Origin of the sequence: Streptomyces sp. C10-9-1 (assembly GCF_024497955.1) — a bacterium.
GTDB classification, from domain to species: domain Bacteria; phylum Actinomycetota; class Actinomycetes; order Streptomycetales; family Streptomycetaceae; genus Streptomyces; species Streptomyces sanyensis.
On the sequence record NZ_JANHKP010000026.1, the window covers coordinates 1 to 24,437 of the forward strand.

Annotated in this window: 26 protein-coding genes and 1 pseudogene; 18 read left to right on the forward strand and 9 right to left on the reverse strand. The window is 73.6% G+C overall.

The features are described from left to right. Together NPS70_RS27695 and NPS70_RS27700 are read left to right on the forward strand one after the other, a co-directional pair. Positions 1–389: biotin/lipoyl-containing protein (locus tag NPS70_RS27695; RefSeq protein WP_256527201.1), on the forward strand; the 389-nt coding region annotated here is incomplete at its 5' end. Between the two features lie 117 nt (positions 390–506). After that, positions 507–1,070 (forward strand): TetR/AcrR family transcriptional regulator, encoded by a 564-nt coding sequence (locus tag NPS70_RS27700; protein WP_256527202.1) that lies wholly within the window; start codon positions 507–509, stop codon positions 1,068–1,070. A gap of 64 nt (positions 1,071–1,134) precedes the next feature. Here NPS70_RS27700 and NPS70_RS27705 read toward each other — a convergent pair whose 3' ends face one another. Both NPS70_RS27705 and NPS70_RS27710 read right to left on the reverse strand, forming a co-directional pair. Continuing rightward, a complete protein-coding gene (locus NPS70_RS27705) occupies positions 1,135–2,034 on the reverse strand; it encodes a DeoR/GlpR family DNA-binding transcription regulator (protein WP_374212067.1) in 900 nt (299 codons plus the stop codon). Positions 2,035–2,236: 202 nt separating this feature from the next. After that, positions 2,237–3,676, reverse strand: coding sequence for an NAD(P)H-quinone dehydrogenase (locus NPS70_RS27710; RefSeq protein WP_256527204.1), 1,440 nt, complete (start codon positions 3,674–3,676; stop codon positions 2,237–2,239). A gap of 240 nt (positions 3,677–3,916) precedes the next feature. Between NPS70_RS27710 and NPS70_RS27715 the strand changes: the two genes are divergently transcribed. The 3 genes from NPS70_RS27715 to NPS70_RS27725 all read left to right on the forward strand — a co-directional run bounded on the left by NPS70_RS27715 (position 3,917) and on the right by NPS70_RS27725 (position 7,099). Continuing rightward, positions 3,917–4,354 (forward strand): gamma-glutamylcyclotransferase, encoded by a 438-nt coding sequence (locus tag NPS70_RS27715; protein ID WP_256527205.1) that lies wholly within the window; start codon positions 3,917–3,919, stop codon positions 4,352–4,354. Between the two features lie 147 nt (positions 4,355–4,501). After that, on the forward strand, positions 4,502–5,332 hold the full coding sequence (locus NPS70_RS27720) for a purine-nucleoside phosphorylase (protein WP_256527206.1): 831 nt from the start codon (positions 4,502–4,504) through the stop codon (positions 5,330–5,332). 108 nt (positions 5,333–5,440) lie between these two features. Next, positions 5,441–7,099: a phospho-sugar mutase gene (locus NPS70_RS27725; protein WP_256527207.1), complete on the forward strand. Its 1,659-nt coding sequence runs from the start codon at positions 5,441–5,443 to the stop codon at positions 7,097–7,099. A gap of 88 nt (positions 7,100–7,187) precedes the next feature. Here NPS70_RS27725 and NPS70_RS27730 read toward each other — a convergent pair whose 3' ends face one another. Further along, on the reverse strand, positions 7,188–7,838 hold the full coding sequence (locus NPS70_RS27730; protein WP_256527208.1) for a PH domain-containing protein: 651 nt from the start codon (positions 7,836–7,838) through the stop codon (positions 7,188–7,190). Positions 7,839–8,033: 195 nt separating this feature from the next. On the opposite strand from NPS70_RS27730, the gene deoC reads away from it, so the two are divergent. From deoC to NPS70_RS27745, 3 genes are read left to right on the forward strand one after another with little or no spacing between them, the layout of a single operon-like run. Beyond that, a complete protein-coding gene (gene deoC / locus NPS70_RS27735; RefSeq protein ID WP_256527254.1) occupies positions 8,034–8,984 on the forward strand; it encodes a deoxyribose-phosphate aldolase in 951 nt (316 codons plus the stop codon). A 5-nt stretch (positions 8,985–8,989) separates the two neighbouring features. Next, on the forward strand, positions 8,990–10,447 hold the full coding sequence (locus tag NPS70_RS27740; protein ID WP_256527209.1) for an aldehyde dehydrogenase family protein: 1,458 nt from the start codon (positions 8,990–8,992) through the stop codon (positions 10,445–10,447). After that, positions 10,444–11,343 (forward strand): aldehyde dehydrogenase family protein, encoded by a 900-nt coding sequence (locus NPS70_RS27745; protein WP_256527210.1) that lies wholly within the window; start codon positions 10,444–10,446, stop codon positions 11,341–11,343. Before NPS70_RS27740 ends, NPS70_RS27745 begins: the two co-directional genes overlap by 4 nt. Before the next feature lie 107 nt (positions 11,344–11,450). On the opposite strand, the gene NPS70_RS27750 is transcribed toward NPS70_RS27745, so the two are convergent. Then, on the reverse strand, positions 11,451–11,855 hold the full coding sequence (locus tag NPS70_RS27750) for a hypothetical protein (RefSeq protein WP_256527211.1): 405 nt from the start codon (positions 11,853–11,855) through the stop codon (positions 11,451–11,453). 122 nt (positions 11,856–11,977) lie between these two features. On the opposite strand from NPS70_RS27750, the gene NPS70_RS27755 reads away from it, so the two are divergent. After that, positions 11,978–12,616 (forward strand): uridine kinase, encoded by a 639-nt coding sequence (locus NPS70_RS27755; RefSeq protein ID WP_256527212.1) that lies wholly within the window; start codon positions 11,978–11,980, stop codon positions 12,614–12,616. Between the two features lie 262 nt (positions 12,617–12,878). Here NPS70_RS27755 and NPS70_RS27760 read toward each other — a convergent pair whose 3' ends face one another. Beyond that, positions 12,879–13,637, reverse strand: coding sequence for a SigE family RNA polymerase sigma factor (locus tag NPS70_RS27760; RefSeq protein WP_256527213.1), 759 nt, complete (start codon positions 13,635–13,637; stop codon positions 12,879–12,881). Positions 13,638–13,805: 168 nt separating this feature from the next. On the opposite strand from NPS70_RS27760, the gene afsQ1 reads away from it, so the two are divergent. From afsQ1 to NPS70_RS27785, 5 genes and pseudogenes are all read left to right on the forward strand, one after another. Beyond that, positions 13,806–14,483 (forward strand): two-component system response regulator AfsQ1, encoded by a 678-nt coding sequence (gene afsQ1, locus NPS70_RS27765; protein WP_256527214.1) that lies wholly within the window; start codon positions 13,806–13,808, stop codon positions 14,481–14,483. A gap of 70 nt (positions 14,484–14,553) precedes the next feature. After that, a complete protein-coding gene (locus tag NPS70_RS27770) occupies positions 14,554–16,167 on the forward strand; it encodes a HAMP domain-containing sensor histidine kinase (protein WP_256527215.1) in 1,614 nt (537 codons plus the stop codon). Next, positions 16,164–16,802 carry a hypothetical protein gene (locus NPS70_RS27775; protein WP_256527216.1) on the forward strand — a complete coding sequence of 213 codons (639 nt, stop codon included), beginning with the start codon at positions 16,164–16,166 and terminating at the stop codon, positions 16,800–16,802. Before NPS70_RS27770 ends, NPS70_RS27775 begins: the two co-directional genes overlap by 4 nt. Positions 16,803–16,941: 139 nt before the next feature. Continuing rightward, positions 16,942–17,532 (forward strand): annotated as a pseudogene (locus tag NPS70_RS27780) (VanZ family protein); the annotation flags it as partial. Between the two features lie 95 nt (positions 17,533–17,627). Next, positions 17,628–17,828 (forward strand): PspC domain-containing protein, encoded by a 201-nt coding sequence (locus NPS70_RS27785; RefSeq protein WP_256527217.1) that lies wholly within the window; start codon positions 17,628–17,630, stop codon positions 17,826–17,828. Between the two features lie 174 nt (positions 17,829–18,002). Here the strand turns inward: NPS70_RS27785 and NPS70_RS27790 are convergent, their stop codons facing one another. Beyond that, positions 18,003–18,365 (reverse strand): ATP-binding protein, encoded by a 363-nt coding sequence (locus NPS70_RS27790; RefSeq protein WP_256527218.1) that lies wholly within the window; start codon positions 18,363–18,365, stop codon positions 18,003–18,005. Between the two features lie 144 nt (positions 18,366–18,509). Beyond that, on the reverse strand, positions 18,510–19,646 hold the full coding sequence (locus NPS70_RS27795; protein ID WP_256527219.1) for an adenosine deaminase: 1,137 nt from the start codon (positions 19,644–19,646) through the stop codon (positions 18,510–18,512). Positions 19,647–19,839: 193 nt separating this feature from the next. Here NPS70_RS27795 and NPS70_RS27800 point away from each other — a divergent pair, with 193 nt between their 5' ends. Next, positions 19,840–20,631, forward strand: coding sequence for an alpha/beta hydrolase (locus NPS70_RS27800; protein WP_256527220.1), 792 nt, complete (start codon positions 19,840–19,842; stop codon positions 20,629–20,631). 199 nt (positions 20,632–20,830) lie between these two features. Beyond that, positions 20,831–21,391 (forward strand): HD domain-containing protein, encoded by a 561-nt coding sequence (locus NPS70_RS27805; RefSeq protein ID WP_256527221.1) that lies wholly within the window; start codon positions 20,831–20,833, stop codon positions 21,389–21,391. Here NPS70_RS27805 and NPS70_RS27810 read toward each other — a convergent pair. Together NPS70_RS27810 and NPS70_RS27815 are read right to left on the reverse strand one after the other, a co-directional pair. Continuing rightward, positions 21,379–21,846, reverse strand: a complete 468-nt coding sequence (locus NPS70_RS27810) for an NUDIX hydrolase (RefSeq protein WP_256527222.1) — start codon at positions 21,844–21,846, stop codon at positions 21,379–21,381. The two genes, NPS70_RS27805 and NPS70_RS27810, sit on opposite strands and share 13 nt — an antisense overlap. Beyond that, positions 21,833–22,606: a helix-turn-helix domain-containing protein gene (locus NPS70_RS27815; protein WP_256527223.1), complete on the reverse strand. Its 774-nt coding sequence runs from the start codon at positions 22,604–22,606 to the stop codon at positions 21,833–21,835. The genes NPS70_RS27810 and NPS70_RS27815 overlap by 14 nt, the downstream gene beginning before the upstream one ends. Before the next feature lie 95 nt (positions 22,607–22,701). On the opposite strand from NPS70_RS27815, the gene NPS70_RS27820 reads away from it, so the two are divergent. Next, entirely contained in the window at positions 22,702–23,394 is a 693-nt protein-coding gene (locus tag NPS70_RS27820) for an HAD family hydrolase (protein ID WP_256527224.1), read from the forward strand. A gap of 105 nt (positions 23,395–23,499) precedes the next feature. Beyond that, positions 23,500–24,402: a radical SAM protein gene (locus NPS70_RS27825; protein WP_308315057.1), complete on the forward strand. Its 903-nt coding sequence runs from the start codon at positions 23,500–23,502 to the stop codon at positions 24,400–24,402. Positions 24,403–24,437 lie beyond the last annotated feature (35 nt).

Genomic DNA, 24,437 nt, shown 5'->3' on the forward strand with positions numbered 1-24,437 from the left:
GAGACGCCGAGGAGGACGAGCCGGGCCGCGAGACCATCGTGGTCGAGGTCGGCGGCAAGCGCCTGGAGGTGTCGCTGCCCTCCTCGCTCGGCATGAGCCTGGCCCGCACCGGTCTCGCCGCGGGCGCCAAGCCCAAGCGCCGGGCGGCCAAGAAGTCCGGCTCGGCGGCTTCGGGCGACACCCTCGCCTCGCCCATGCAGGGCACCATCGTCAAGGTGGCCGTCGAGGAGGGCCAGGAGGTCAAGGAGGGCGACCTGATCGTCGTCCTGGAGGCCATGAAGATGGAGCAGCCCCTGAACGCCCACCGCTCCGGCACCGTCAAGGGCCTGGCAGCCGAGGTCGGCGCCTCGCTGACCTCCGGCGCCGTGATCTGCGAGATCAAGGACTGACGTCCGAGGCACCACGTCCGTGCGGGCCCCCGGCAGTGTGCCGGGGGCCCGCGCGCGTCCGCACCCGGTCCGCCCGGGCGGCACCACCGGGCGGCGCCGTCCGGCATCCTGGACGGCGTGACCGACACCAGGCCCAAGCGCGCCGACGCGCGCCGCAACTACGAGCGCCTGCTCACCGAGGCGCGTGCCGTCTTCGCCGCGCACGGCACGGACGCCTCGCTGGAGGAGATCGCACGCCGCTCGGGGGTCGGCATCGGCACGCTCTACCGGCACTTCCCGACCCGGCAGGCGATGCTCAGCGCCGTCTTCCAGGACGCCCTGGCCGCGCTCCTGGAGCGGTCCGGCGAGCTGGCGGACGCCGAGGACCCGTGCACGGCGCTGGTGGAGTGGCTGCGGACATTGATCGCCCACACGGGTGAGTACCGGGGCCTGGCCCGCGCGCTGATGTCCTCCGCGGCGGACTCGGGCTCCGCGCTGGCCTCGTGCAGCGTGCCCCTGCGGGAGGCGGGAGCGCGGCTGCTGCGCCGGGCCCAGGAGGACGGTGCGGTCAGGGCCGACGTCTCGATCGGTGATCTGATGCAGCTGACCAACGCGATCGCGCTCGCCGCCGAGCAGGACCCGCACGACGCCGGCCTGGCGGACCGCCTGCTGCACCTCACCCTGCGCGGCCTGCGCCCCTGACCCGGCGGGCGGGGCCCGCCCGCCGGGCGCGGCAGCCGCCCCGGGACCCGCGCACCCGCCCGGCTCAGCGGCGGCGCAGGTCCGCCACGCGGGCGGCGGCACCGCGCTCCGGCAGCACCTCGGGAGCAAGGGCACCCGGCGCGCTCCGCAGCCCGCCGCGCGTGCGGCGCTGCCCGGGCAGCGGCACCTCGTGGCGGGCCGCACCGCCCGCGGGCGCCTCCGCTCCGGCCACCGCGATCTGCACGCCCTGGTCGGCCAGGGCCTGGAGCTCCGTCGCGGCCCGGTCGTCGTGGGCGGGGGGGTCGTCGGTGACCAGCCGGGTGATGACGTCGGTCGGCACGGTCTGGAACATGGTGTCGGTGCCCAGCTTGGTGTGGTCGGCGAGGACCACCACCTCCGCGGCCGCCTGCACCAGGGCCCGGTCCACGCTCGCCGAGAGCATGTTGGACGTCGACAGCCCCCGCTCCGCGGTCAGCCCGCTCCCGGAGAGGAAGGCCCGCGAGACCCTCAGGCCCTGGAGGGACTGCTCCGCGCCGCTGCCGACCAGCGCGTAGTTGGAGCCCCGCAGGGTCCCGCCGGTCATGACGACCTCCACGCGGTTGGCGTGGGCGAGGGCCTGGGCGACCAGCAGCGAGTTGGTCACCACCGTCAGGCCGGGGACGCGGGCGAGCCGGCGGGCCAGCTCCTGCGTGGTGGTCCCGGCGCCGACCACGACGGCCTCGCCCTCTTCGACGAGCCCCGCGGCGAGGTCGGCGATGGCGGTCTTCTCCGCGGTCGCGGAGAGGGATTTCTGCGGGAAGCCGGATTCGCGGGTGAACCCGCCCGGCAGCACCGCACCGCCGTGCCGGCGGTCGAGGAGTCCTTCTGCCTCCAGCGCCCGCACGTCACGCCGGACGGTCACTTCGGAGGTCTGGACGACGCGGGCGAGCTCACGGAGCGACACGGCTCCGTTGGCGCGCACCATTTCGAGGATCAGTTGACGACGTTCTGCAGCGAACACGAAACCGACAGTAACCCCACGGCACGTGTGTTTTCAGCTCCATGCACCGGATAACGGAAACTGCGCACCCGAGGGGTCGCCAAGTGATATAGGCGACCCCTCTGTTGACCGGTTCGCGCGACAAGTGCCCGGAGTTCGCCGGGTTTCTCCCTGCCGGGCGGCCCGCTCAGCCCTCGCCGGACGCCTTGCGGGTGTGCAGCTGCCGTGCCACTTCGGCGATCGAGCCCGACAGGGACGGGTACACGGTGAAAGCGTTTGCGATCTGTTCCACCGTCAGGTTGTTGTCGACCGCGATCGAGATGGGGTGGATCAGCTCCGAGGCGCGCGGCGCGACGACGACGCCGCCCACCACGATGCCCGTGCCCGGACGGCAGAAGATCTTCACGAAGCCGTCCCGGATGCCCTGCATCTTGGCGCGGGGGTTGCGCAGCAGCGGCAGCTTGACGACGCGGGCGTCGATCTTCCCGGCGTCCACGTCCGCCTGGGTGTAGCCGACGGTCGCGATCTCCGGGTCGGTGAAGACGTTGGACGAGACGGTCTTCAGGTCCAGCGGGGCCACCGCGTCGCCGAGGAAGTGGTACATCGCGATGCGCCCCTGCATCGCCGCGACCGAGGCCAGGGCGAACACGCCGGTCACGTCGCCGGCCGCGTAGACACCGGGTGCCGAGGTCCGCGAGACGCGGTCGGTGCGGATGTGGCCGGAGTCCTTCAGCCGGACGCCCGCCTCCTCCAGGCCCATGCCCTCGGTGTTGGGCACCGCGCCCACGGCCATCAGGCAGTGGGTCCCGGAGATGACCCGGCCGTCGGCGAGGGTGACCTCGACCCGGTCGCCGACCCGCTTGGCGGACTGGGCGCGCGAGCGGGCCATCACGTTCATGCCCCGGCGCCGGAAGACGTCCTCCAGCACCGCCGCCGCGTCCGGGTCCTCGCCGGGCAGCACGCGGTCGCGCGAGGAGACCAGGGTGACCCGGGAGCCGAGCGCCTGGTAGGCGCCGGCGAACTCGGCGCCGGTGACGCCCGAGCCGACCACGATGAGCTCCTCGGGCAGCTCGGTCAGGTCGTACACCTGGGTCCAGTTGAGGATGCGCTCGCCGTCGGGCTGCGCGTCGGGGATCTCCCGCGGGTGGCCGCCGGTGGCGACCAGGACGGCGTCGGCCGTCAGCCGCTCCTCGCTGCCGTCGGCGGCCCGGACGACCACGGTGCGGGAGCCGTCCGAGGCCTGAAGGCCCTCCAGGCGCCCGCGGCCCCGCACCACGCGCACCCCGGCGCGGGTGACCGAGGCCGTGATGTCGTGCGACTGGGCGAGGGCCAGACGCTTCACACGCCGGTTCACCTTGCCGAGGTCGACGCCGACGACCCGGGCGGCCTGCTCCAGGGGCGGGGTGTCGTCCGCCACGATGATGCCGAGCTCCTCGTAGGAGGAGTCGAAGGTCGTCATCACCTCTGCGGTGGCGATGAGGGTCTTCGAGGGCACGCAGTCGGTGAGCACCGACGCCCCGCCCAGACCGTCGCAGTCGACGACGGTCACCTCCGCACCGAGCTGGGCGGCCACCAGGGCCGCCTCGTATCCGCCGGGTCCGCCGCCGATGATCACGATCCGGGTCACGAAAAAGTCCGCCTCGCATTGTCGTTCCCGGCCCGCCTGCCCGCTTCTGCCGGGGGTCCGGGGAAGGCCCCCGGGGGAATGCAGTACGTACCTCATTGTCCCGCACCCCGTGCGGCTTCTCGCCCCGGGGGCGGCAACCGCGCCCCGGCCTGCGCAGGGGGGCGCGACGCCCCCGCCCGGGGCGCCGTCCCGCCCCGGAGCGCCGACCGGCCCGCGCCGCGCTCCCGTACCCTCGATCCCATGTCGCTCTACGCCGCGTACGCCGGCAACCTCGACGCGCGGCTGATGTCCCGCCGCGCACCGCACTCACCGCTGCGCAGCACCGGCTGGCTGAACGGCTGGAGGCTGACCTTCGGCGGGGAGCAGATGGGATGGGAGGGAGCGCTGGCCACCATCGTCGAGGCGCCCCGCTCCCAGGTCTTCGTCGCGCTCTACGACATCGCGCCGATGGACGAGGACTCGATGGACCGCTGGGAGGGCGTCGGGCTCGACATCTACCGGCGGATGCGGGTGCGGGTGCACACCCTGGACGGCGAGGAGCCCGCCTGGGTGTACGTGCTCAACGCCTACGAGGGCGGCCTGCCGTCCGCCCGCTACCTGGGCGAGATCGCGGACGCGGCGGAGTCCGCGGGCGCCCCCCACGACTACGTCATGGAGTTGCGCAAGCGCCCCTGCTGAGGCGGCCGGGGAGCGCCCCCGCGAGCCTCCGGCGCCATCCGGAGGCGGCCCGCGCGTCGCGTTCGTCGGAAACGACAAGGCAACGATCCGAGCTCCGTGGGCTGCGTCATCTACGCGCGTAGGGCTTGACGGGTTACCCTCGTCGGCGTGAACGCATCTGTGAATCCGGACTCCCTCGGCGCCCTCGCCGACCCCCTTGCCGCTGCCGACGCCGCCGCCGGGCGCCTGCGCGAGCTGACCGGCACCGAAACCCACGACGTGGCGCTGGTGATGGGTTCCGGCTGGGCCCCCGCGGTGGACGCGCTCGGCGCCCCCGAGGCCGAGTTCCCCGTCACCGAGCTGCCCGGCTTCCCGCCGCCCGCGGTCGAGGGCCACGGCGGCAAGGTCCGCTCCTACCGGATCGGCGACAAGCGCGCACTCGTCTTCCTCGGCCGCACCCACTTCTACGAGGGCCGCGGCGTGGCCCCGGTCGCCCACGGGGTGCGCACCGCGGTCGCCGCCGGCTGCAAGACGGTCGTGCTGACCAACGGCTGCGGCGGCCTGCGCGAGGGCATGCGCCCCGGCCAGCCGGTCCTGATCAGCGACCACATCAACCTGACGGCCGCCTCCCCCATCGTCGGCGCCAACTTCGTCGACCTGACCGACCTCTACTCGCCGCGGCTGCGGGCGCTGTGCAAGGAGGTGGACGAGAGCCTGGAGGAGGGTGTCTACGTCCAGTTCCCCGGCCCGCACTACGAGACCCCGGCCGAGATCGGCATGGTCCGGGCCATGGGCGGCGACCTCGTCGGCATGTCCACCGTGCTGGAGGCGATCGCGGCCCGCGAGGCCGGCGCCGAGGTGCTCGGCATCTCCCTGGTCACCAACCTGGCGGCCGGACTGTCGGGTGAACCGCTGAACCACGAGGAGGTCCTCCAGGCCGGCCGCGACTCCGCGGCGCGGATGGGCGAGCTGCTCACCCGGGTGCTCGCACGCATCTGAGGGACCCCGCAGACGGGCGCGGCGGGCCCGGCCCCGCCGCGCCCGTACGCATCCCCACCCCGGCCGGGACGACGACGTACGGACGCACACAGGAGAGGCGGAGCAACCGTGCAGGACGACCTCATCGCACGGGCCGAGGCATGGCTCGCGGAGGACCCGGACCCCGTCACGAGGGCGGAGCTGGCCGCGCTGATCGAGGCGCGCGACCTCGACGCGCTGGGCGACCGGTTCTCCGGCACGCTCCAGTTCGGCACCGCCGGCCTCCGCGGCGAGCTGGGTGCGGGGCCCATGCGGATGAACCGCGCCGTGGTCATCCGCGCCGCCGCGGGACTGGCCGCCTACCTCAGGGCCCGCGGGGAGGAAGGCGGACTGGTGGTCGTCGGCTACGACGCCCGCCACCGTTCCGAGGACTTCGCCCGGGACACCGCCGCGGTGATGACGGCCGCCGGCCTGCGGGCCGCCGTGCTGCCCCGCCCGCTGCCCACGCCCGTGCTGGCCTTCGCCATAAGGCAGCTGGGCGCCGTCGCCGGTGTGGAGGTCACGGCCAGCCACAACCCGCCGCGGGACAACGGCTACAAGGTCTACCTCGGCGACGGCTCCCAGATCGTCCCGCCCGCGGACACCGGCATCGCCGCCGAGATCGCCGCGATCACCGGCCTCGACGCCGTGCCGCGCGCCGAGTCGGGCTGGACCGTGCTCGGCGAGGAGGTCGTCCAGGCGTACCTGGAGCGCACCGACGCGGTGCTGAGCCCGGGCTCGCCCCGCACCGCGCGCGTCGTCTACACGGCGATGCACGGCGTCGGCCGGGGCGTGCTCACGGCCGCCTTCGCGCGCGCCGGATTCCCCGCCCCCGCCCTGGTGGCCGAGCAGGCCGACCCGGACCCGGAGTTCCCGACCGTGGCGTTCCCCAACCCGGAGGAGCCGGGCGCCATGGACCTGGCCTTCGAGGCGGCCCGCGCGGTGGCGCCCGACGTGGTGATCGCCAACGACCCGGACGCGGACCGCTGCGCGGTGGCCGTGCCCGACGCCTCGGTGGAGGCCGGCTGGCGGATGCTGCGCGGTGACGAGGTCGGTGCCCTGCTCGCGGCGCACCTGGTGCGCAAGGGCGCGACCGGGGTGTTCGCCGAGTCCATCGTGTCCTCCTCTCTGCTGGGCCGCATCGCCGGGGCGGCGGGGCTCCCGTACGAGGAGACCCTGACCGGCTTCAAGTGGATCGCCCGGGTGGAGGGCCTGCGCTACGGCTACGAGGAGGCGCTGGGCTACTGCGTCGACCCCGAGGGCGTCCGGGACAAGGACGGGATCACGGCGGCGCTGCTGGTGGCCGAGCTGGTCTCCGGGCTCAAGGAGCAGGGGCGCACCCTCGACGACCTGCTGGACGACCTGGCCGTCGAGCACGGGCTGCACGCCACGGACCAGCTGTCGGTACGGGTGGAGGACCTGGGGGTCATCGCCCGGGCCATGCACACCCTGCGCACCGCGCCGCCCGCCTCGCTCGCGGGCCTGCGGGTGTCCTCGGCGGAGGACCTGGCGGAGGGCTCGGGGGGGCTGCCGCCCACCGACGGCCTGCGCTACCACCTCACGGGCGAGTTCTCCGCCCGGGTGATCGTCCGGCCGAGCGGCACGGAGCCCAAGCTCAAGTGCTACCTGGAGGTCGTCGTCCCGGTGGCGGACCGCGGGGCCCTGGGTGCCGCCCGGGAGCGCGCGGCCTCGGTGCTGGCGGCGGTCAAGCGCGACCTGGCCGCGGCGGCGGGGCTTCCGGCGGCCTGACACGGCGCCGCCCCGGGGAACCGGCCGCGGCCCCGCGCCCGCCCGGGGCAGGTGCGGGGCCCGGCCGGCCGGCGCGCGGGGCGCCGGCTCAGCCCGTCGCGAGGAGCACGGCGAGGAGCACGGCCCCGGCGGCCGCCGGGGCCAGCACCTCGTAGGCCCAGCGCACGCGCGCCTCGCCCTGCGCCTGCGGGGCGCTCCCGAGGCGCTCGGCCATCTCCCGCAGCTCGGCGACGGCCTGGTCGGCGGGGGCCGTGCCGGGCCGGGGTTCGTGGTGGCGGACGTGGTCCTGCGCCCGGCCGCGCGGGCCGCCGGAGCCCGCCCGCGCCTGCCGGCGGGCCGCCTGCTTGCGCTGCCGCAGCGAGACCGGGATGGACCACAGCTGGTACTTGTCGCCGGCCTCGGTGAAGACCTCGCTGGAGTAGCCGGCGCGCACGTCGGCGACGGTGCTCCACGGCAGGACGATCGTGCGGAACGGGTTCCGGATCCGCAGGCGCCGCCCGTCGGCCCACACGGCCGGGCGGAAGGTGAAGGCGACGATCAGGGGCACCGCGAGGAGCGCGCCGGCGAGGACGAGCCAGGGCGTGCGCCCCTCCCCGCGCAGGACGGCGTCGACCGTGATCCAGCCGACGAGCGCGAGCATCACCGCGCCGCCGGCCATGGCGCCGGTCGACCGGTGGACCCGCTCGTGGTCGCCGTCGGCGTCGGGGGCGGGCTGCGCGGGCTGATCGGGAGGCGTCATGCACCCGATTCTGCCGTACGGGGCCCCGGGAGCCCCCGGCCGCGGCCGGGCGGTGCCGGCCGGGGCGGGGCGGGCCACCGGCGTTCCGCCCCCTTCCCGAAGGCCTCCGGCGCAGCCGTCAGCCGGGCGCCGGTGTCGATCACGCGCACCCCCTGTACAGGCCGCTACGCGCGTAGATATGCTGCCCTGGTGACCATGCCCACCAATGCACCAGCTGCACTCTCCGACGTGACCGCGTCCGACGGTGCGCTGCGCCGCTTCCTCCACGGGCTGCCCGGCGTCGACGCCGTCGGCCTGGAGGCGCGCGCCGCGTCCCTCGGCACCCGCTCGATCAAGACCTCGGCCAAGGCGTACGCGATCGACCTGGCCATCTCGATGATCGACCTGACGACGCTGGAAGGCGCGGACACCCCGGGCAAGGTCCGGGCGCTCGCGGCCAAGGCCGTCAACCCCGACCCGACCGACCGGACCACCCCGCACACCGCGGCGGTCTGCGTCTACCCCGACATGGTGGCGACCGCCAAGGCGGCGCTGAACGGCGCCGACGTCAAGGTCGCCTCCGTGGCCACCGCCTTCCCCGCGGGCCGCGCCGCGCTCGACGTGAAGCTCGCGGACACCCGCGACGCCGTCGCCGCCGGGGCGGACGAGATCGACATGGTGATCGACCGCGGCGCCTTCCTGGCCGGGAAGTACCTGAAGGTGTACGAGGAGATCCTGGCGGTGAAGGAGGCCAGCGGGTCCGCCCGCCTGAAGGTCATCTTCGAGACCGGCGAGCTCTCCACCTACGACAACATCCGCCGCGCCTCCTGGCTCGGGATGCTCGCGGGCGCCGACTTCATCAAGACCTCGACCGGCAAGGTCGCGGTGAACGCCACTCCGGCGAACACCCTGCTGATGCTGGAGGCCGTGCGCGACTTCCGGGAGCAGACTGGAGTGCAGGTGGGCGTGAAGCCCGCAGGCGGGATCCGCACGTCCAAGGACGCGATCAAGTTCCTGGTGCTGGTGAACGAGACCGCGGGCGCGGACTGGCTGGACAGCCACTGGTTCCGCTTCGGTGCCTCAAGCCTGCTGAACGACCTGCTGATGCAGCGTCAGAAGCTCGCCACGGGCCGCTACTCCGGCCCCGACTACGTGACGGTGGACTGATCAACATGGCTTCCGTATTCGAGTACGCGCCCGCTCCCGAGTCGCGGGCGGTCGTCGACATCGCTCCGTCGTACGGCCTGTTCATCGACGGCGAGTTCGCCGAGGCCGCCGACGGCAAGGTCTTCAAGACCGTCTCCCCGTCCAGCGAGGAGGTGCTCTCCGAGGTCGCCCGCGCCGGCTCCGAGGACGTCGACCGCGCGGTGAAGGCCGCCCGCCGGGCGTTCGAGAAGTGGTCCGCGCTGCCGGGCCGCGAGCGCGCCAAGTACCTGTTCCGGATCGCCCGGATCATCCAGGAGCGCAGCCGCGAGCTGGCCGTCCTGGAGACCCTGGACAACGGCAAGCCGATCAGGGAGACCCGCGACGCGGACCTGCCCCTGGTCGCGGCGCACTTCTTCTACTACGCGGGCTGGGCCGACAAGCTGGAGCACGCCGGTCTCGGGCCGAACCCCCGCCCGCTGGGCGTGGCCGGGCAGGTCATCCCGTGGAACTTCCCGCTGCTGATGCTGGCGTGGAAGATCGCCCCGGCGCTCGCCGCGGGCAACACGGTGGTGCTCAAGCCCGCCGAGACCACCCCGCTGTCGGCGCTGTTCTTCGCGGACATCTGCCGCCAGGCCGGCCTGCCCAGGGGCGTCGTCAACATCCTGCCCGGCTACGGCGACGCCGGCGCCGCGCTGGTGGAGCACCCCGGGATCGACAAGGTGGCCTTCACCGGCTCCACCGCGGTCGGCAAGGCCATCGCCCGCCAGGTCGCGGGCACCGACAAGAAGGTCACCCTGGAGCTGGGCGGCAAGGGCGCCAACATCGTCTTCGACGACGCGCCCCTCGACCAGGCCGTCGAGGGCATCATCGGCGGCATCTTCTTCAACCAGGGCCAGGTCTGCTGCGCGGGTTCGCGCCTGCTGGTCCAGGAGTCGATCCAGGACGAGCTGCTCGACTCGCTCAAGCGCCGGCTGTCCACGCTGCGCCTCGGCGACCCGCTGGACAAGAACACCGACATCGGCGCGATCAACTCCGAGGAGCAGCTCGCCCGGATCACCTCGCTGGTCGAGCAGGGCGAGGCGGAGGGCGCCGAGCGCTGGTCGCCCGCCTGCGCGCTGCCGAGCTCGGGCTACTGGTTCGCCCCGACGCTGTTCACCAACGTCACCCAGGCGCACACGATCGCCCGCGACGAGATCTTCGGCCCGGTGCTGTCGGTCCTGACGTTCCGCACCCCGGACGAGGCGGTCGCCAAGGCCAACAACAGCCAGTACGGCCTGTCCGCCGGGATCTGGACGGAGAAGGGCTCGCGCATCCTGGCGGTGGCGAACCGGCTCCGGGCGGGCGTGGTGTGGGCCAACACGTTCAACAAGTTCGACCCGACGTCGCCGTTCGGCGGCTACAAGGAGTCGGGCTACGGCCGCGAGGGCGGCCGGCACGGTCTGGAGGCGTACCTCGCCCCGACGAGCCCGGAGGGCGCGCGATGAAGAGCACGGTGGACGCGGACCGTCTGGGCGTCTTCAAGACCTACAAGCTGTACGTCGGGGGCAAGTTCCCCCGCTCCGAGAGCGGCCGGGTGTACGAGGTGACGGACTCCAAGGGCAAGTGGCTGGCGAACGCACCCCTGTCCTCCCGCAAGGACGCCCGTGACGCGGTGGTCGCCGCGCGCAAGGCGTTCGGCGCCTGGTCGGGGGCCACGGCCTACAACCGGGGCCAGGTCCTCTACCGCGTCGCGGAGATGCTGGAGGGGCGCCGGGACCAGTTCGTGCGCGAGGTCGCGGACGCGGAGGGCCTGTCGAAGTCGAAGGCCGCCGCCGTGGTGGACGCCGCGATCGACCGCTGGGTCTGGTACGCCGGCTGGACCGACAAGATCGCCCAGGTGGTGGGCGGTGCGAACCCGGTCGCCGGGCCCTTCTTCAACCTGTCGACCCCGGAGCCGACGGGTGTGGTGGCCGTCCTGGCCCCGCAGGAGTCCTCGTTCCTGGGGCTGGTGTCGGTGATCGCCCCGGCGATCGCCACCGGCAACACCGTCGTGGTGGTGGCCTCCGAGGGGGCGCCGCTGCCGGCGCTGTCGCTGGCCGAGGTGCTCGCCACCTCCGACGTGCCCGGCGGCGTGGTCAACATCCTCTCCGGGCGCACCGCGGAGATCGCGGCCCCGCTCGCCTCCCACCAGGACGTCAACGCCATCGACCTGGCCGGGGCGGACGAGGACCTGGCCAAGGAGCTGGAGACGGCCGCGGCGGACAACCTCAAGCGCGTGCTGCGTCCGCAGCCCGTGGACTTCACGGCGGCTCCGGGCACCGGGCGCCTGACCGCCTTCCTGGAGACCAAGACGGTCTGGCACCCCACGGGCTCCCTGGGAGCCTCCGGCTCGGCCTACTGAGCCTCCGGCCCCTCGGCGGCCCTCCCGTCCGAAGCCCCCGGCGCCCGTCCGCGCCGGGGGCTTCCCGTCGTGGGCCTCGCTCTCCGGCGGGACCCGGGCCGCGGCACCTACGGCAGAAGCGTCCCCGCCAGCGGCCCGGCCACCGGGAGGTCCTCCAGCGCCTGGCCCCGGGTGACGTTGTCCGTGACCAGCGCGGTGCTCACCGGCTGGAAGTCGGCGACCTGGGTGCCGACCGCGTTGTCCAGGGGGTCCACGCCGGTGTTGGCCAGCGGGTGGAGCTGGAGGCTCTTGAGCTCGCCGACGCCCGCCACCGACCGGGCGGCCACGCCCGTGACGGTGTCCAGCGGCGCGGCGGCGGAGGCGGTGTCCACGCCGGCGGGGGCCGCGACCGGGGCGGGTGCGGCCTGGGCGGCGGTCGCGCCCGCTCCGAGGGCCGCACCGGCCGCGGCCAGGGTCAGTCCGGTGCGCAGCAGGGTGCCGCGGCGCCGGGGGGAAGCTGCGTGACGAGCCATGTCGTTCCTTGTCTGGATGAGTGAGCATCGGTCAGCGGAGCGTGGTCGGGGGGTGTGAGCCCGGCTACCCACCGCGCCCTCGGGGGTTGTCCCCCGCCTTTCATGCGTCAGACTTGTCTCCCGTGAGTTCCCGACCCATACCGACCCGCGTCGTGCTGCTCGCGGGCCCCTCCGGCTCCGGCAAGTCGTCCCTCGCCGCCCGCACCGGCCTTCCGGTGCTGCGCCTGGACGACTTCTACAAGGAGGGCAACGACCCGACGCTCCCCCTGGTGACGGGCAGCACCGACATCGACTGGGACTCGCCGGCGTCCTGGGACGCGGACGCCGCCGTGGCGGCGATCGGCGAGCTCTGCGCCACGGGCCGCACCGAGGTCCCGGTGTACTCCCTCGCGACCAGCTCCCGCGTCGGCAGCGACTCCCTCGACATCGCGCGCACACCGCTGTTCGTCGCGGAGGGCATCTTCGCCGCCGAGATCGTGGGGCGCTGCCAGGAGCTGGGGCTGCTCGCGGACGCGCTGTGCCTGCGGGGCCGCCCGTCGACGACGTTCCGCCGCCGCTTCGCCCGGGATCTGCGCGAGGGCCGCAAGTCGGTGCCGGTGCTGCTGCGGCGGGGGTGGCGCCTGATGCGCGCCGAGCGGGGCATCGTGGCCCGCCAGGTCGGCCTCGGGGCCCACCCGTGCGGCCGGGACGAGGCCCTGGGGCGGCTGGCCGACGCCGCCGCCGGGCGGTGCCGCAAGCCTGCCGTCCGGCTGACCGCCTGAAGCCGGACACGGGGCGGGGCCGCTGCGGCCCCGCCCCGTGCACACGGCGACGCGGGGCCGGACCGAACCCCCCGGTCCGTCCTGCCCCGCGTCCATCCCCCGTGGATCCCCGTGTCCCCCGCGGATCCCGCTCCCGCCGCCTCCCCCGAGACGGCGGGCCGTGCGCCCCCCCTTGCTCCCCCGTGGTGCGGGATCCCCGTGTCCCCCGTGGATCCCGCTCCCGCCGCCTCCCCCCAGGTGGCGGCGGACTTCTCCGCGTCCTTCAGGCCACCAGCTCGCCGAAGGACTCCTCCAGGTCGCGGCCGAAGCTCAGCACCTCGTCCTCGCGCAGCCGGCGCAGGGACCGCCAGATGCTCGACTTCACCGTCCCGACGCTGATGTCCAGGATGTCCGCGATCTCCGGGTCCGTGCGGCCCTCGTAGTAGCGCAGGACCAGCATGGTGCGCTGGAGCTCGGGAAGCCGCGCGAGCGCCTGCCAGAGCACCGCGCGCAGTTCGGTGCCGCGCATCGCGTCGGTGTCGCCGACCGTCTCCGGCAGCTCCTCCGTCGGGTACTCGTTGAGCTTGCGCCGACGCCAGGCGCTGATGTGGAGGTTCGTCATGGTGCGGCGGAGATAGCCGCCGACCGCCCCCTTGTCGCTGATCCGGTCCCAGGCGCGGTAGGTGGAGAACAGTGCGCTCTGGAGCAGGTCCTCGGCCTCGTGGCGGTCCCCCGTGAGGTGGTAGGCCGTGGCGTACAGGGAGGCCCGGCGCTCCTGGACGTAGGCGGTGAACTCCGCCTCCGAGCAGGAGGCCCGCCCCTCGGCCGCCTCCCCCTGCGCCTGCGCGGGCACTCCCGCCGGGGCGTCCACCACCGCCATGTAGGCGGTGCGGCCCTGCTCCCCGTGGGGCGCCCGGTGCTGGCGCCCGGCGCCGCGAACGCACCCCCGCCCGTTCACGGCGCCGGACTTCTCCGCACTCCGCACGACGTCGTGGAGACGCGTGACGACTGCGCTTGAGGTGGTGCTGCGCACTGCGGTCATCTCGCGCCCCCCGTCGAGTGGAGTCTGCTTCCTTCGGTGTGACAAGAAGCCTGCCCTGGCTCCTTCATGACGGTGTCCGCCGACTGTCACAGGCGCGTCACAGAGGACCGCGGCGCCGCCGCGCACCGGGGAGTCGTCCCCGCGCGGGGCATGGGCCAGAATGGGGCCGTGCCTTTCCTGTTGCTGATCGAGGACGACGACGCCATCCGCACGGCCCTCGAACTCTCCCTCACCCGCCAGGGCCACCGTGTGGCCACGGCGGCCACGGGCGAGGACGGACTCCAGCTGCTGCGCGAGCAGCGGCCGGACCTGATCGTGCTGGACGTGATGCTGCCCGGGATCGACGGCTTCGAGGTGTGCCGGCGGATCAGGCGCACCGACCAGCTGCCGATCATCCTGCTGACGGCGCGCAGCGACGACATCGACGTGGTGGTCGGGCTGGAGTCGGGCGCCGACGACTACGTGGTCAAACCGGTCCAGGGGCGGGTGCTGGACGCGCGGATCCGCGCGGTGCTGCGCCGGGGCGAGCGCGAGTCCACCGACTCCGCGACCTTCGGCGCCCTCGTGATCGACCGCTCCGCGATGACCGTCACCAAGAACGGCGACGACCTCCAGCTCACGCCCACCGAGCTGCGGCTGCTCCTGGAGCTCAGCCGCCGCCCGGGACAGGCCCTGTCGCGGCAGCAGTTGCTGCGGCTGGTGTGGGAGCACGACTACCTGGGCGACTCCCGGCTGGTCGACGCCTGCGTGCAGCGCCTGCGGGCGAAGGTGGAGGACGTGCCCTCCTCCCCGACCCTGATCCGCACGGTCCGCGGCGTCGGCTACCGGCTGGACGTCCCGCAGTGAGCCGCCCGGCACCCGCGCGCCGCACGGCGCCGCCTCACCCCGCCGCCCCGGCGGCGGAAGGGACCGGGCGGTGAGCCCGCGGGAGCACGGGCAGGCCGGGGAGGGGGCGGACACGGCCGACGAGCGGCGCGGGATATTCACCCGGCTCCGCCTGACGAGCCTGCGGCTGCGCCTGGTCGTGGTCTTCGCCCTGGTGGCGCTCACCGCGGCGGTGTCCGCCTCCGGCATCGCCTACTGGCTCAACCGCGAGGCGGTCCTCACCCGCACCCAGGACGCCGCGCTGGACGACTTCCGGCGCGAGATGCAGACCCGGGCCGCCGCACTGCCGCTGCGTCCCACCCAGCCCGAACTCCAGCGCACCGCCGAGCAGATGACCGGCGGCGGCGACTACGGCGTGGTGCTGGTCGGCGAGAACGCCGAGGGCAAGCAGATCGCCGGGGTGTCCGACCGCGACCTGTTCACCATGGAGGACGTCCCCGCGTCGCTGCGGAACGCGGTCGACGACCGGCAGGAGGTGGGCGAGGGCAACCCCGTGGCCTACCACCTGTACTGGCAGCGCATCGAGCGCGACGGGGAGCCCTACCTGGTGGGCGGCAGCCGGATCGTCGGCGGAGGGCCCAGCGGCTACCTGCTGAAGTCGCTGGAGCAGGAGCGGGCGGACCTGGCCTCGCTGGGCTGGTCGCTCGCCATCGCCACGCTGCTGGCGCTGATCGGGTCCGCGCTGCTGGCGCAGGCGGCCGCGACCACGGTGCTCCGGCCCGTCCACCGGCTGGGCGAGGCCGCCCGGCGGCTGGGCGAGGGCAAGCTGGACACCCGCCTGAGCGTCTCCGGCACCGACGAACTGGCCGAGCTGTCCAGGACCTTCAACAAGACGGCCGCCTCCCTGGAGAAGAAGGTCGCCGACATGAGCGCGCGGGAGGAGTCCAGCCGCCGCTTCGTCGCGGACATGTCCCACGAGCTGCGGACGCCGCTCACCGCGCTGACGGCCGTCACCGAGGTGCTGGAGGACGAGGCGGACGCGCTCGACCCGATGATCGCCCCGGCGGTGAACCTCGTGGTCAGCGAGACCCGGCGGCTGCACGACCTGGTGGAGAACCTGATGGAGGTGACCCGCTTCGACGCGGGCACCGCGCGCCTGGTCCTGGACACGGTGGACGTCGCCGACCAGGTCACCGCCTGCATCGACGCACGCGCCTGGCTGGACGCCGTGGAACTGGACGCGGAGCGCGGGATCATGGCCCGCCTCGACCCGCGCCGCCTGGACGTGATCCTGGCCAACCTGATCGGCAACGCCCTCAAGCACGGCGGGTCGCCGGTGCGGGTCTCGGTGCGCCCGGGCGAGCACGAGCTGCGGATCAAGGTCCGGGACCACGGCCCCGGCATCCCCGAGGAGGTGCTGCCGCACGTCTTCGACCGCTTCTACAAGGCGAGCGCCTCGCGCCCGCGCTCCGAGGGCAGCGGTCTGGGCCTGTCCATCGCCGTGGAGAACGCCCACATCCACGGCGGCGACATCACGGCCGCCAACTCCCCCGACGGCGACGGGGCCGTCTTCGTGCTGCGGCTGCCCATCGGCACCGACGGCCCCGGCGGGCGCGAGGAGACCGGCTCCGGGGACGGGGACCGGGGGAACGACACCGGCCCGGACGCGGAGGACCGCGGCCGGGGAGAGGACGGCGCGACGTGACGCTCCGCACCAGGCTCCGCCCCCGCGGCGGCCGCCGTGCCCCAGGCGGTGGGGCACTGGTCCTGACGGGGGCGGCGCTCCTCCTCGCGGGCTGCGGCATCAGGCCGACCCAGGTGCCGGTCGACGCGGGACCGGCCCCGTCCCGGGCGGCGTGCGAGGTCTCCGAGGACGCCGCCCCGGAAGCCGCCCCCGGCGGTACCCGGCGGGTGTACCTGCTGTGCACCACGGGCCTGGTCCCGGTGGCGCGGTCCGCCGCCGTCGCCGGGGAGCCGGCCGGCGGCCGGGTGGCCGCGGCGCAGTCGCTGGTCGACGAGCTCCTGCGCGTCCCGTCAGAGGCGGAGACGGCGGCGGGGCTGTCCAGCCAGGTGCGCGGGCCCCTGGTCGTGGGCGACGCGCGGGCCGGGGACCCCTCCGGCACGCTGCGGCTGAGCCGGCAGCCCGAGGACCTGCCCGTGGAGGCGCTGGCGCAGCTGGTGTGCACCCTGGCCGAGAGCGGGGCGGCCGTGGACTCGGCGGTGGTGCTGGGCGGCCCCGGGCCCTACGGACCGCACGCTTACACGTGTCCGTCGACGGTGAGGGAGCGTCCGGAGTCCCCGCTGCCGACCCGGGCCGTGCCGACGCCCGGACCGCGGTGACCCGGATGCGTGCGAGCCACCGCCGCGGGAGACGGCAGAGCGGCCCGGCCGGACCCGGTGGCGTTCCGCTTGGGGTCCCGGCAGGGCCGTCCGGGTGCCGGGCGGAACCGATCCGCGGAGGGCAGACGTCTTGAGGGACGTGCAGCGTCAAGGTTTCGGCGGCAGCGCCGCCATCCGCTTCCGCACGGCGGGGCTCGTGCTCCTCCTCCTCCATCTGCTGCTCGTCGGCTGGCTCACCCTCCGTCCGCGCGACGTGCTGTGGGTGACCGCCCCGAACCTGGAGCCCTTCGCCGGTATCGGGGCCGCTCTGGCCTCCGGACCGTCCGAGGGCCTCCGCTACCTGGGCGAGGGCCTGCTGCTCCTGGCCCCGCTCGGTGTGCTGCTGCCGATGGCCGGGGGCCGGCTCGCCGTCTCCTCCTGGGGCTCCCTGGTCCGCACGGTCGCCGCGGGGGCCCTGGTGTCGCTGGGTATCGAACTGCTGCAGACCGGGGTGCCCGGCCGGGTGGTCGACGTCGACTCGCTGCTGCTGAACACCCTCGGGGTCGCGCTCGCCCACGCCGTGGTGGTCCCGGCGGCCCGGGCCCGGCTGCGGCGCGGCCCGGGCCACCGGGGGCCGCGCGCCCGAGGGGGCGCCGTCCGCCCCGGCCGGGACGCCGAGCGGGAGCCCCTCCCCGGGTACGAGGAGTCCCAGGGTCCGACCCCGACGATTCCCAGGGTCGGGATCGCCCCCTGGAGCGACGCTTCGTCCGTTTCCCTGCGGGAAGCTGGAGAACATCGGGAGCTCACCGGAAAGGCTCCCGGCCACCTCGATCTAGGAGTCCCACGATGGCCGCACTGACCCGTCCCAGCGAAGGTCGCATGATCGCCGGAGTGTGCGCGGGGCTGGCCCGGCGCTTCGGCCTCTCCGCGACGACGATGCGCATCATCTTCCTGGTCTCCTGCCTGCTCCCGGGACCGCAGTTCCTGCTCTACCTCGCGCTGTGGGTGCTGCTGCCCTCCGAGGACAAGAAGGCCGCCGCCTGGTGACCGCGCCCGCCCTCCGGCGGGCGGGGACCGGGCGGCCCGGCGTGGGCCGTGGAAACGCAGCGCGGGGCGCACACCCTTCGAGAGGTGTGCGCCCCGCGCGTTTCCGCGTGGTGCGGGTGGGCCGCCCGGTGCCGGACCGCGCCGGGGCCGGCCGCGGCGGGGGTACCGGCCCGCTCAGCCGGTGAGGCCGCCCGGCAGCAGGCCGCCGCCCAGCTCGCCGGTCTGCAGGCCGCCCAGCAGCCCGGTGACGGGGGCCGCGGCGTCCTCGGAGGACAGGGTCTCGCCGGCCGCCTCCTGCACGGCGCCCGGCAGGGTGGAGGCCGCGCCCGTCACCGCGGACTGCCCGCCCGCGAGGGCCTGCGGGGCCCCGGAGGGGAGGGAGGTGGCGGCTTCCTGGACCGGGGCGACCTGCGAGACCTGGCCCAGCAGCCCGGTGGCGTCGGTCAGGGAGGGCGCGGCGGAGGCGGTACCGGCGGCGGCAGCGGCGAACGCGGCGCCGAGTGCGGCGGTGCCGAGGGTCTTGGCGGACTGCTTCATCAAAGACGCATCCTTGCGGAGGGGAACATGAGCGGCTCCGCAAGCTAGTCAGCCTCGCACAGGGCCCGCAAACACCGCGAAGCGGCCGGAGCTTGACGGCTCGGGCCGCTTCGGTGTAGGCGGGCCCGACGCGGGGCCGGGCCCTCAGTTCCCGGTCGTGGAGGTCTGGCGGAAGAGCCACTCCGACCTGAGTTCGGCGTAACCGGGCTTGATCACGTCGTTGATCATCGCCAGGCGTTCATCGAAAGGAATGAACGCCGACTTCATGGCATTGACGGTGAACCACTGCATGTCGTCGAGCGTGTATCCGAACGCCTCGGTCAGCAGCTCGAACTCACGGCTCATGCTGGTGCCGCTCATCAGCCGGTTGTCCGTGTTGACGGTCAGGCGGAAGTGCAGGCGGCGCAGCAGGCCGATGGGGTGGTTCCGGTAGGAGTCGGCGGCCCCCGTCTGGAGGTTGGACGTCGGGCACATCTCCAGGGGGACGCGCTTGTCGCGCACGTAGGAGGCGAGGCGGCCCAGCTTCACCGAGCCGTCCTCGGCGACCTCGATGTCGTCGATGATCCGCACGCCGTGGCCCAGCCGGTCGGCGCCGCACCACTGGAGCGCCTGCCAGATGGACGGCAGGCCGAAGGCCTCGCCCGCGTGGATGGTGAAGTGGTTGTTCTCGCGCTTGAGGTACTCGAAGGCGTCCAGGTGGCGGGTGGGAGGGAAGCCCGCCTCGGCACCCGCGATGTCGAAGCCCACGACCCCGGTGTCCCGGTAGCGGTTGGCCAGCTCGGCGATCTCCAGGGCCCGGGCGGCGTGGCGCATCGCCGTCAGCAGTGCGCCGACGCGGATGCGGTGGCCGCTCTCCCGGGCGCGCCGCTCGCCCTCGCGGAAGCCCTCGTTGACGGCCTCCACCACTTCCTCAAGCGTCAGCCCGCCCTCCAGGTGCTGCTCGGGGGCGTAGCGGATCTCGGCGTAGACGACGCCGTCCTCGGCCAGGTCCTCGGCGCACTCGGCGGCCACCCGGAACAGCGCCTCGCGGGTCTGCATGACGGCGCAGGTGTGCGCGAAGGTCTCCAGGTAGCGCGGCAGCGAGCCCGAGTCGGCGGCCTCCCGGAACCAGATGCCCAGCTTGTCGGGCTCGGTCTCCGGCAGGGACTCGTAGCCGTTCTCCCGGGCGAGCTCGATGATCGTGCCCGGTCGCAGACCGCCGTCGAGGTGGTCGTGGAGCAGCACCTTGGGTGCGCGGCGGATCTGGTCCACGGAGGGGGATTCAAGGGTCTGGCTCGTCATTGGCGCACTCTACCTCCTACGCGCGTAGAGCGCCCAGCGTCGATACGTAACAGTGACCGTGCGTACGGGTGGCGTACACCTCGCCTTCTGAGACTGTTGGCCCATGGCACACCGCGCACTGCCCCGGTGGTGGGGGCGACAGGCCGGACCGGGCGGACGGACGTCCCCCCGCAGTGACACGACGGTCGGACCGATGCCGCAGGACGGCCGCCCACCGCGGCAGGCGCGCCTGGGCGACCTCACGGGCCGCCGCCTCGGCGCCCCCTCCCCCACCGGGCCCGCCCCGGCGCGCGACGTCCCCGTGGGCGGGGTGGTCCTGCTGCTGCCGGACGGCGAGCCGGTGTCGGACCGCCCGGCATCCCCCCTGTCCTACGCGGCACTGCTCCCGCTCGGCCGCACCCTGGCCCGTGCGGGCGGCTCCGAGGGCCTGCTGGTGCACCGGGTGCGCTACCGCACCCGCGGGTGGAACGGCGTGGACGCCCACCTCGCGGCGGACGCCGCCTGGGCCGCCGAGGAGGCGGTCCGCCGCTACGGCGACATCCCGGTGTGCCTCGTGGGGCACGGCATGGGCGCACGGGCCGCCCTGCGGGCCGCCGGGCACCCGGCGGTGGCCTCCGTGGTGGCACTGGCGCCCTGGCTGCCCGAGGAGGACCGGGCGGCGCCGCCCGAGCCGGTGGCGCAGCTGGCCGGGCGCCTGGTGCTGATCGTGCACGGGACCAGGGACCGCGCCACGGACCCGGAGCTGTCCTACCGGCTGGCGGCCCGGGCGAAGAAGTCCCACCGGGACATCTGCCGCTTCGAGGTGCACGCGGACGGGCACGCGCTGCGGCAGTACCAGGACGAGGTCCTGGCACTGACCGCGGACTTCGTCCTCGGCTCCCTGTTCGGCCGCCACTACGCCCGGCCCGTCGCCGACGCCCTGGCGGCACCGCCCCCGCTGGGGCTGCGCATGCCGCTGGCCGCGGGGTTCGGCGGGGGGCGCTGAGGTACGCCGCGAGGCGGGGGCCGTCCGGGCCGGTTCCGCGCCTCCACAGGGCCCCGGAGCATTCCGCATCCGAAGGAGGGCCGGGCCCGCCTCGGCGCGGCGAGCCATGGGCGGCCGCCCTTCCAGGCTACGGGGGACGGACATCTCAGGGCATGGTCCGAACGACTGGCGGGGGTGCCGACAGGGCATTCAAGGGACCATGAACGATGTGACGCGTTGGGCCACACAGGTCGCCGCAGCCGAACTCGCCGACGCACTCCCACGACGGTGGGCGCATTGCCGGGGTGTCGCCTCCCGAGCGACGGAGATCCGACGGATCGTGGGCGGGGAGGCGGATCTCCTGGTTGCGGCCGCGATGCTCCACGACGTCGGCTACGCACCCCGCCTGGCTTCCACAGGCTTCCACCCGCTGGACGGGGCGAGGTTTCTTCGCGACGACCACGGGGCGGACACGAGCCTGACCCGGCTTGTCGCGCACCACTCCTTCGCGCTCCTGGAGGCCGAGGAGCGCGGACTGCGAGACGACCTCGTCACCGAGTTCCCGCTACCGGAGGGGCCTTTGATGGTGGACGCGCTCGTGTACTGCGACATGACGACCACACCTGACGGCGGTCGGACCACCGCGGAGGAACGTGTCGCGGAAATCCTCGGCCGCTACGGGGACGACAGCGCGGTCGGGCGGTTCATCCGCCGGGCGGCTCCGGAGATCTTTGCCTCCGTGGAGCGGGTGGAAGCCGTCTTGGCGGCTCAGCCGAGGTAGGGGTAGGCGCCGGCGAGGTAGTCCCCGATCTGCTGGCGCATGCTCGGGTGGATGTCGTACAGGTCGAGGTCGGCCGGCTGGACGAAGCGGACGCCGTCGGCTTCCTCGTTGATCGTGGGCACTCCGCCGACGGGCCGGCCGATGTAGGTGTTCTCGTACTGCTGGCGGATCTCGCCGTCGGTGTACGCGACGATGTGTTTCGGGTTGGTGTAGACACCGAGAAACCCGGTGAGCTCCGCGATGATCCCGGTCTCCTCCAGGCACTCGCGCACCGCGCACTCGGCCGCGGTCTCGCCGATGTCCTGGGCTCCGCCGGGGAGCGCCCACTGGCCGGTGTCGCGGCGGCGCTGGAGGAGGACGGCGCCGGTCTCGTCGACGACGAGAAGGTTGCTCGCCGGAATGAGGGTGTTCGCCTTCGGGGCGGTGGGGTCGTTGTAGTACTCAGTCCTGCCCATGGTCGGCGGTCCTCTCCTGGTCGGGTGCCCATGGCCGCGCGGCGGCCCAGACGGCGTCGAAGCTCTGAGCGTAGTTGTCGAACCACCCGGTGCCGTCTGCCCTCTTGAGGTGGAGGAGAGGGTTGGCGCTGGCCGGTTGGCCCCAGATGTGGGGGTTGACGAGCAGGTTGTCGTCGTAGCGGAACATGGACGTGTAGAGGGTGGTGTCGTGGAGCCGTACGGTGCACCCGGCCTCGCCCAGCAGGGGCCGGTAGTACGTCAGTGAGGCGCGGATCTTGGCGGCGAGGGTGTCGCCGATTCCCTCCTCACGGCCCCGGATGGCGACTGCCTGCCCCTCCGGGTCGCCGAAGCACAGACGCACCCTCACTCCCTCGGCGGCACGTTCGGAGAGCATCCTGGCGACGTGGGGGTTGGACTGGGCGAAGAAGGTGCCGGAGAAGACGAGGATGCCGATCTCGTGCCGGACCTCCCGCAGCAGCGCGAGCCAGACGTCCCGGGGCACGCTGGCCCTGTTCTGGTAGGTGCCGACCAGTTCGGTGCCCAACCCGTCCCGCGGGCGGCCGGGGTGCTTGGACGGCTCGGGCCAGAGGAAGGTCTCTTCCACGCGGAGGTGCCGCGCGACGCGGAAGCGGTGCCGGGCATGAGGAATGCGCCCGCCCAGCCACCGGCCGACCGTCTTGGGATCTACTTCGCAGACCTCGGCAAGCGAGTCGGGCGAGACGCCGCGTTGGCCGAGGACAGTGCGCAGTCGGTCGTTCACAGCAGCCATCGAATCGGCACAGCACGTGATCGCGCAAGGACGTTCTGGGACGCAGTCCCAGAAGCGCAACACCGCCGACTGCCTACTCTGGCGCCATGGAGCTCTTCGTCCTGTGGGACATCGACCACACCCTCATCGAGAACGCAGGGGTGAGCAAGGAGATCTACGCCGCTGCCTTCGCCGCCCTCTCGGGACGCGAGCCCACCGAGCCCGCGCGCACCGAGGGACGTACCGATCGACTGATCATGCATGACGTGTTCGTCCGCGAAGGGCTGCCCGTACCCGACTGGCACGTCATCGAGACCGCGCTCGCCCAGGCGGGGGAAGCGCGCCTGGAGGAGCTGCGCAGGCGCGGGACAGCCCTGCCCGGTGTCCATGAGGCGCTGAAGGCCGCCTCCGCTCAGGGCGATTGGATCTCCTCCGTCCTCACCGGCAACATCGCCGCCAACGCCCTTGTGAAGCTGTCCGCGTTCGGCCTCGAATCGCTGCTGGACCTGACAGTGGGCGCCTACGGAGCGGACGCCGAACTCCGTCCCCATCTGGTCGCTGTCGCCCGCGAGCGCGCGCAGCGACTTCGCGGTGTTTCGGCCGACGTCACCACCGTCCTCGTGGGCGACACCCCGCGCGACGTGGAAGCGGCTCTGACCACGGGCTCCGGGATCCTCGCCGTCGCCTCCGGCATCCACACTCCGGAGGAACTGACCGCCGCCGGCGCTGCCGACGTCCTGCCCGACCTGTCGGACACGAAGCGCGTCCTCAGCATCCTGGAGTCCTTCGCAGGGCACTGAAAACGTCCCGGGACGTCCTCGGACCGTCCCCGAACGGGGTGACGAGGTCCCCGGGCAGAAGGCCACTATCGGGCTCCCAACAGGCAGCCGGCCGAAGGAGCCGATGTGATCGGGGAAGTCACCGGGATCAGGAAGATCCGAATGCTGTACCTGCAGCTGCTCTACCGCTGCAACTTCACGTGCCTGCACTGCTTCCACGGCAAGCGGCTCCAGTACGCCGACGCGTTCACCGCCGAGGAAGCCGCGGGCCTCCTCACTCTGATGCGGGACGAGTACGGCACGGAGGCCGTGACCCTGCTCGGCGGAGAGCCGTTCGTCCACCGGGACCTCGCGCAGGTCCTCCGCCACGCCAAGGAGGAGCTGGGCCAGCGCGTCGAGATCTGCACCAACGGGTACCGGATCGAGCGCCGCCTGACCGAGATCGCTCCGCACTTGGACCTGCTCAGGGTCTCGCTGGAGGGCATCGGATCGACCAACGACGGCATCCGCAGGCAGGGCAGTTACCAGAGCGCCCTGAACTCGCTCAGTCTTGCGCGGGACCTCGGCGTTCCGACGGGCGCGACCATGACCGTCACCTCGCGGAACATCGACGAGGTCCTCCCTCTCGCAAGCGTCTTGGCGCAGCTCGGGGTCCGGCAACTCAAGCTCCACCACCTGCGGGCGGTCGGCAACGCCGCCGACCACCCCGAGCTGCTGGTCACCGCCCCCTCCGCCTACGGCCGGTTGCGCGAAGAGCTCGCCGCGGCCGACCTGCCCCTGGAGGTGATCGTCGACGAGGACCTCTCCGAGCACGGCGCCCCGCAGGTGTGCGCACCGTCCGGCGGTCCTCGCGAGATCGACCGTATCGAGGCCGACCCACGCGGTGCGCTGACCATGTCCTGCAAGGCCGTGGGCAAGGACGCGCACGCCTTCTGGTACGAGAAGGCGGCAGGACGCATCGTCCACAAGCCATCGTCCGCCGACGAGCTCACTCTCGCGGTGCCGGGCGTGGTGTACGGCCGTGCCTGATCACCCGCGTTTCGAGAGCCTGGAGGGATTACGCG

Excerpts from the sequence above, each read along its gene's own strand:
- deoC (WP_256527254.1), top strand. The coding sequence starts at position 8,034 with ATGCCCACCAATGCACCAGCTGCACTCTCCGACGTGACCGCGTCCGAC.
- NPS70_RS27820 (WP_256527224.1), top strand. The coding sequence starts at position 22,702 with ATGGAGCTCTTCGTCCTGTGGGACATCGACCACACCCTCATCGAGAAC.
- NPS70_RS27740 (WP_256527209.1), top strand. The coding sequence starts at position 8,990 with ATGGCTTCCGTATTCGAGTACGCGCCCGCTCCCGAGTCGCGGGCGGTC.
- NPS70_RS27785 (WP_256527217.1), top strand. The coding sequence starts at position 17,628 with ATGGCCGCACTGACCCGTCCCAGCGAAGGTCGCATGATCGCCGGAGTG.
- NPS70_RS27715 (WP_256527205.1), top strand. The coding sequence starts at position 3,917 with ATGTCGCTCTACGCCGCGTACGCCGGCAACCTCGACGCGCGGCTGATG.
- NPS70_RS27730 (WP_256527208.1), bottom strand. The coding sequence starts at position 7,838 with ATGACGCCTCCCGATCAGCCCGCGCAGCCCGCCCCCGACGCCGACGGC.
- NPS70_RS27750 (WP_256527211.1), bottom strand. The coding sequence starts at position 11,855 with ATGGCTCGTCACGCAGCTTCCCCCCGGCGCCGCGGCACCCTGCTGCGC.
- NPS70_RS27795 (WP_256527219.1), bottom strand. The coding sequence starts at position 19,646 with ATGACGAGCCAGACCCTTGAATCCCCCTCCGTGGACCAGATCCGCCGC.
- NPS70_RS27705 (WP_374212067.1), bottom strand. The coding sequence starts at position 2,034 with ATGGTGCGCGCCAACGGAGCCGTGTCGCTCCGTGAGCTCGCCCGCGTC.
- NPS70_RS27805 (WP_256527221.1), top strand. The coding sequence starts at position 20,831 with ATGAACGATGTGACGCGTTGGGCCACACAGGTCGCCGCAGCCGAACTC.
- NPS70_RS27810 (WP_256527222.1), bottom strand. The coding sequence starts at position 21,846 with ATGGGCAGGACTGAGTACTACAACGACCCCACCGCCCCGAAGGCGAAC.
- NPS70_RS27800 (WP_256527220.1), top strand. The coding sequence starts at position 19,840 with ATGCCGCAGGACGGCCGCCCACCGCGGCAGGCGCGCCTGGGCGACCTC.
- NPS70_RS27760 (WP_256527213.1), bottom strand. The coding sequence starts at position 13,637 with ATGACCGCAGTGCGCAGCACCACCTCAAGCGCAGTCGTCACGCGTCTC.
- NPS70_RS27790 (WP_256527218.1), bottom strand. The coding sequence starts at position 18,365 with ATGAAGCAGTCCGCCAAGACCCTCGGCACCGCCGCACTCGGCGCCGCG.
- NPS70_RS27745 (WP_256527210.1), top strand. The coding sequence starts at position 10,444 with ATGAAGAGCACGGTGGACGCGGACCGTCTGGGCGTCTTCAAGACCTAC.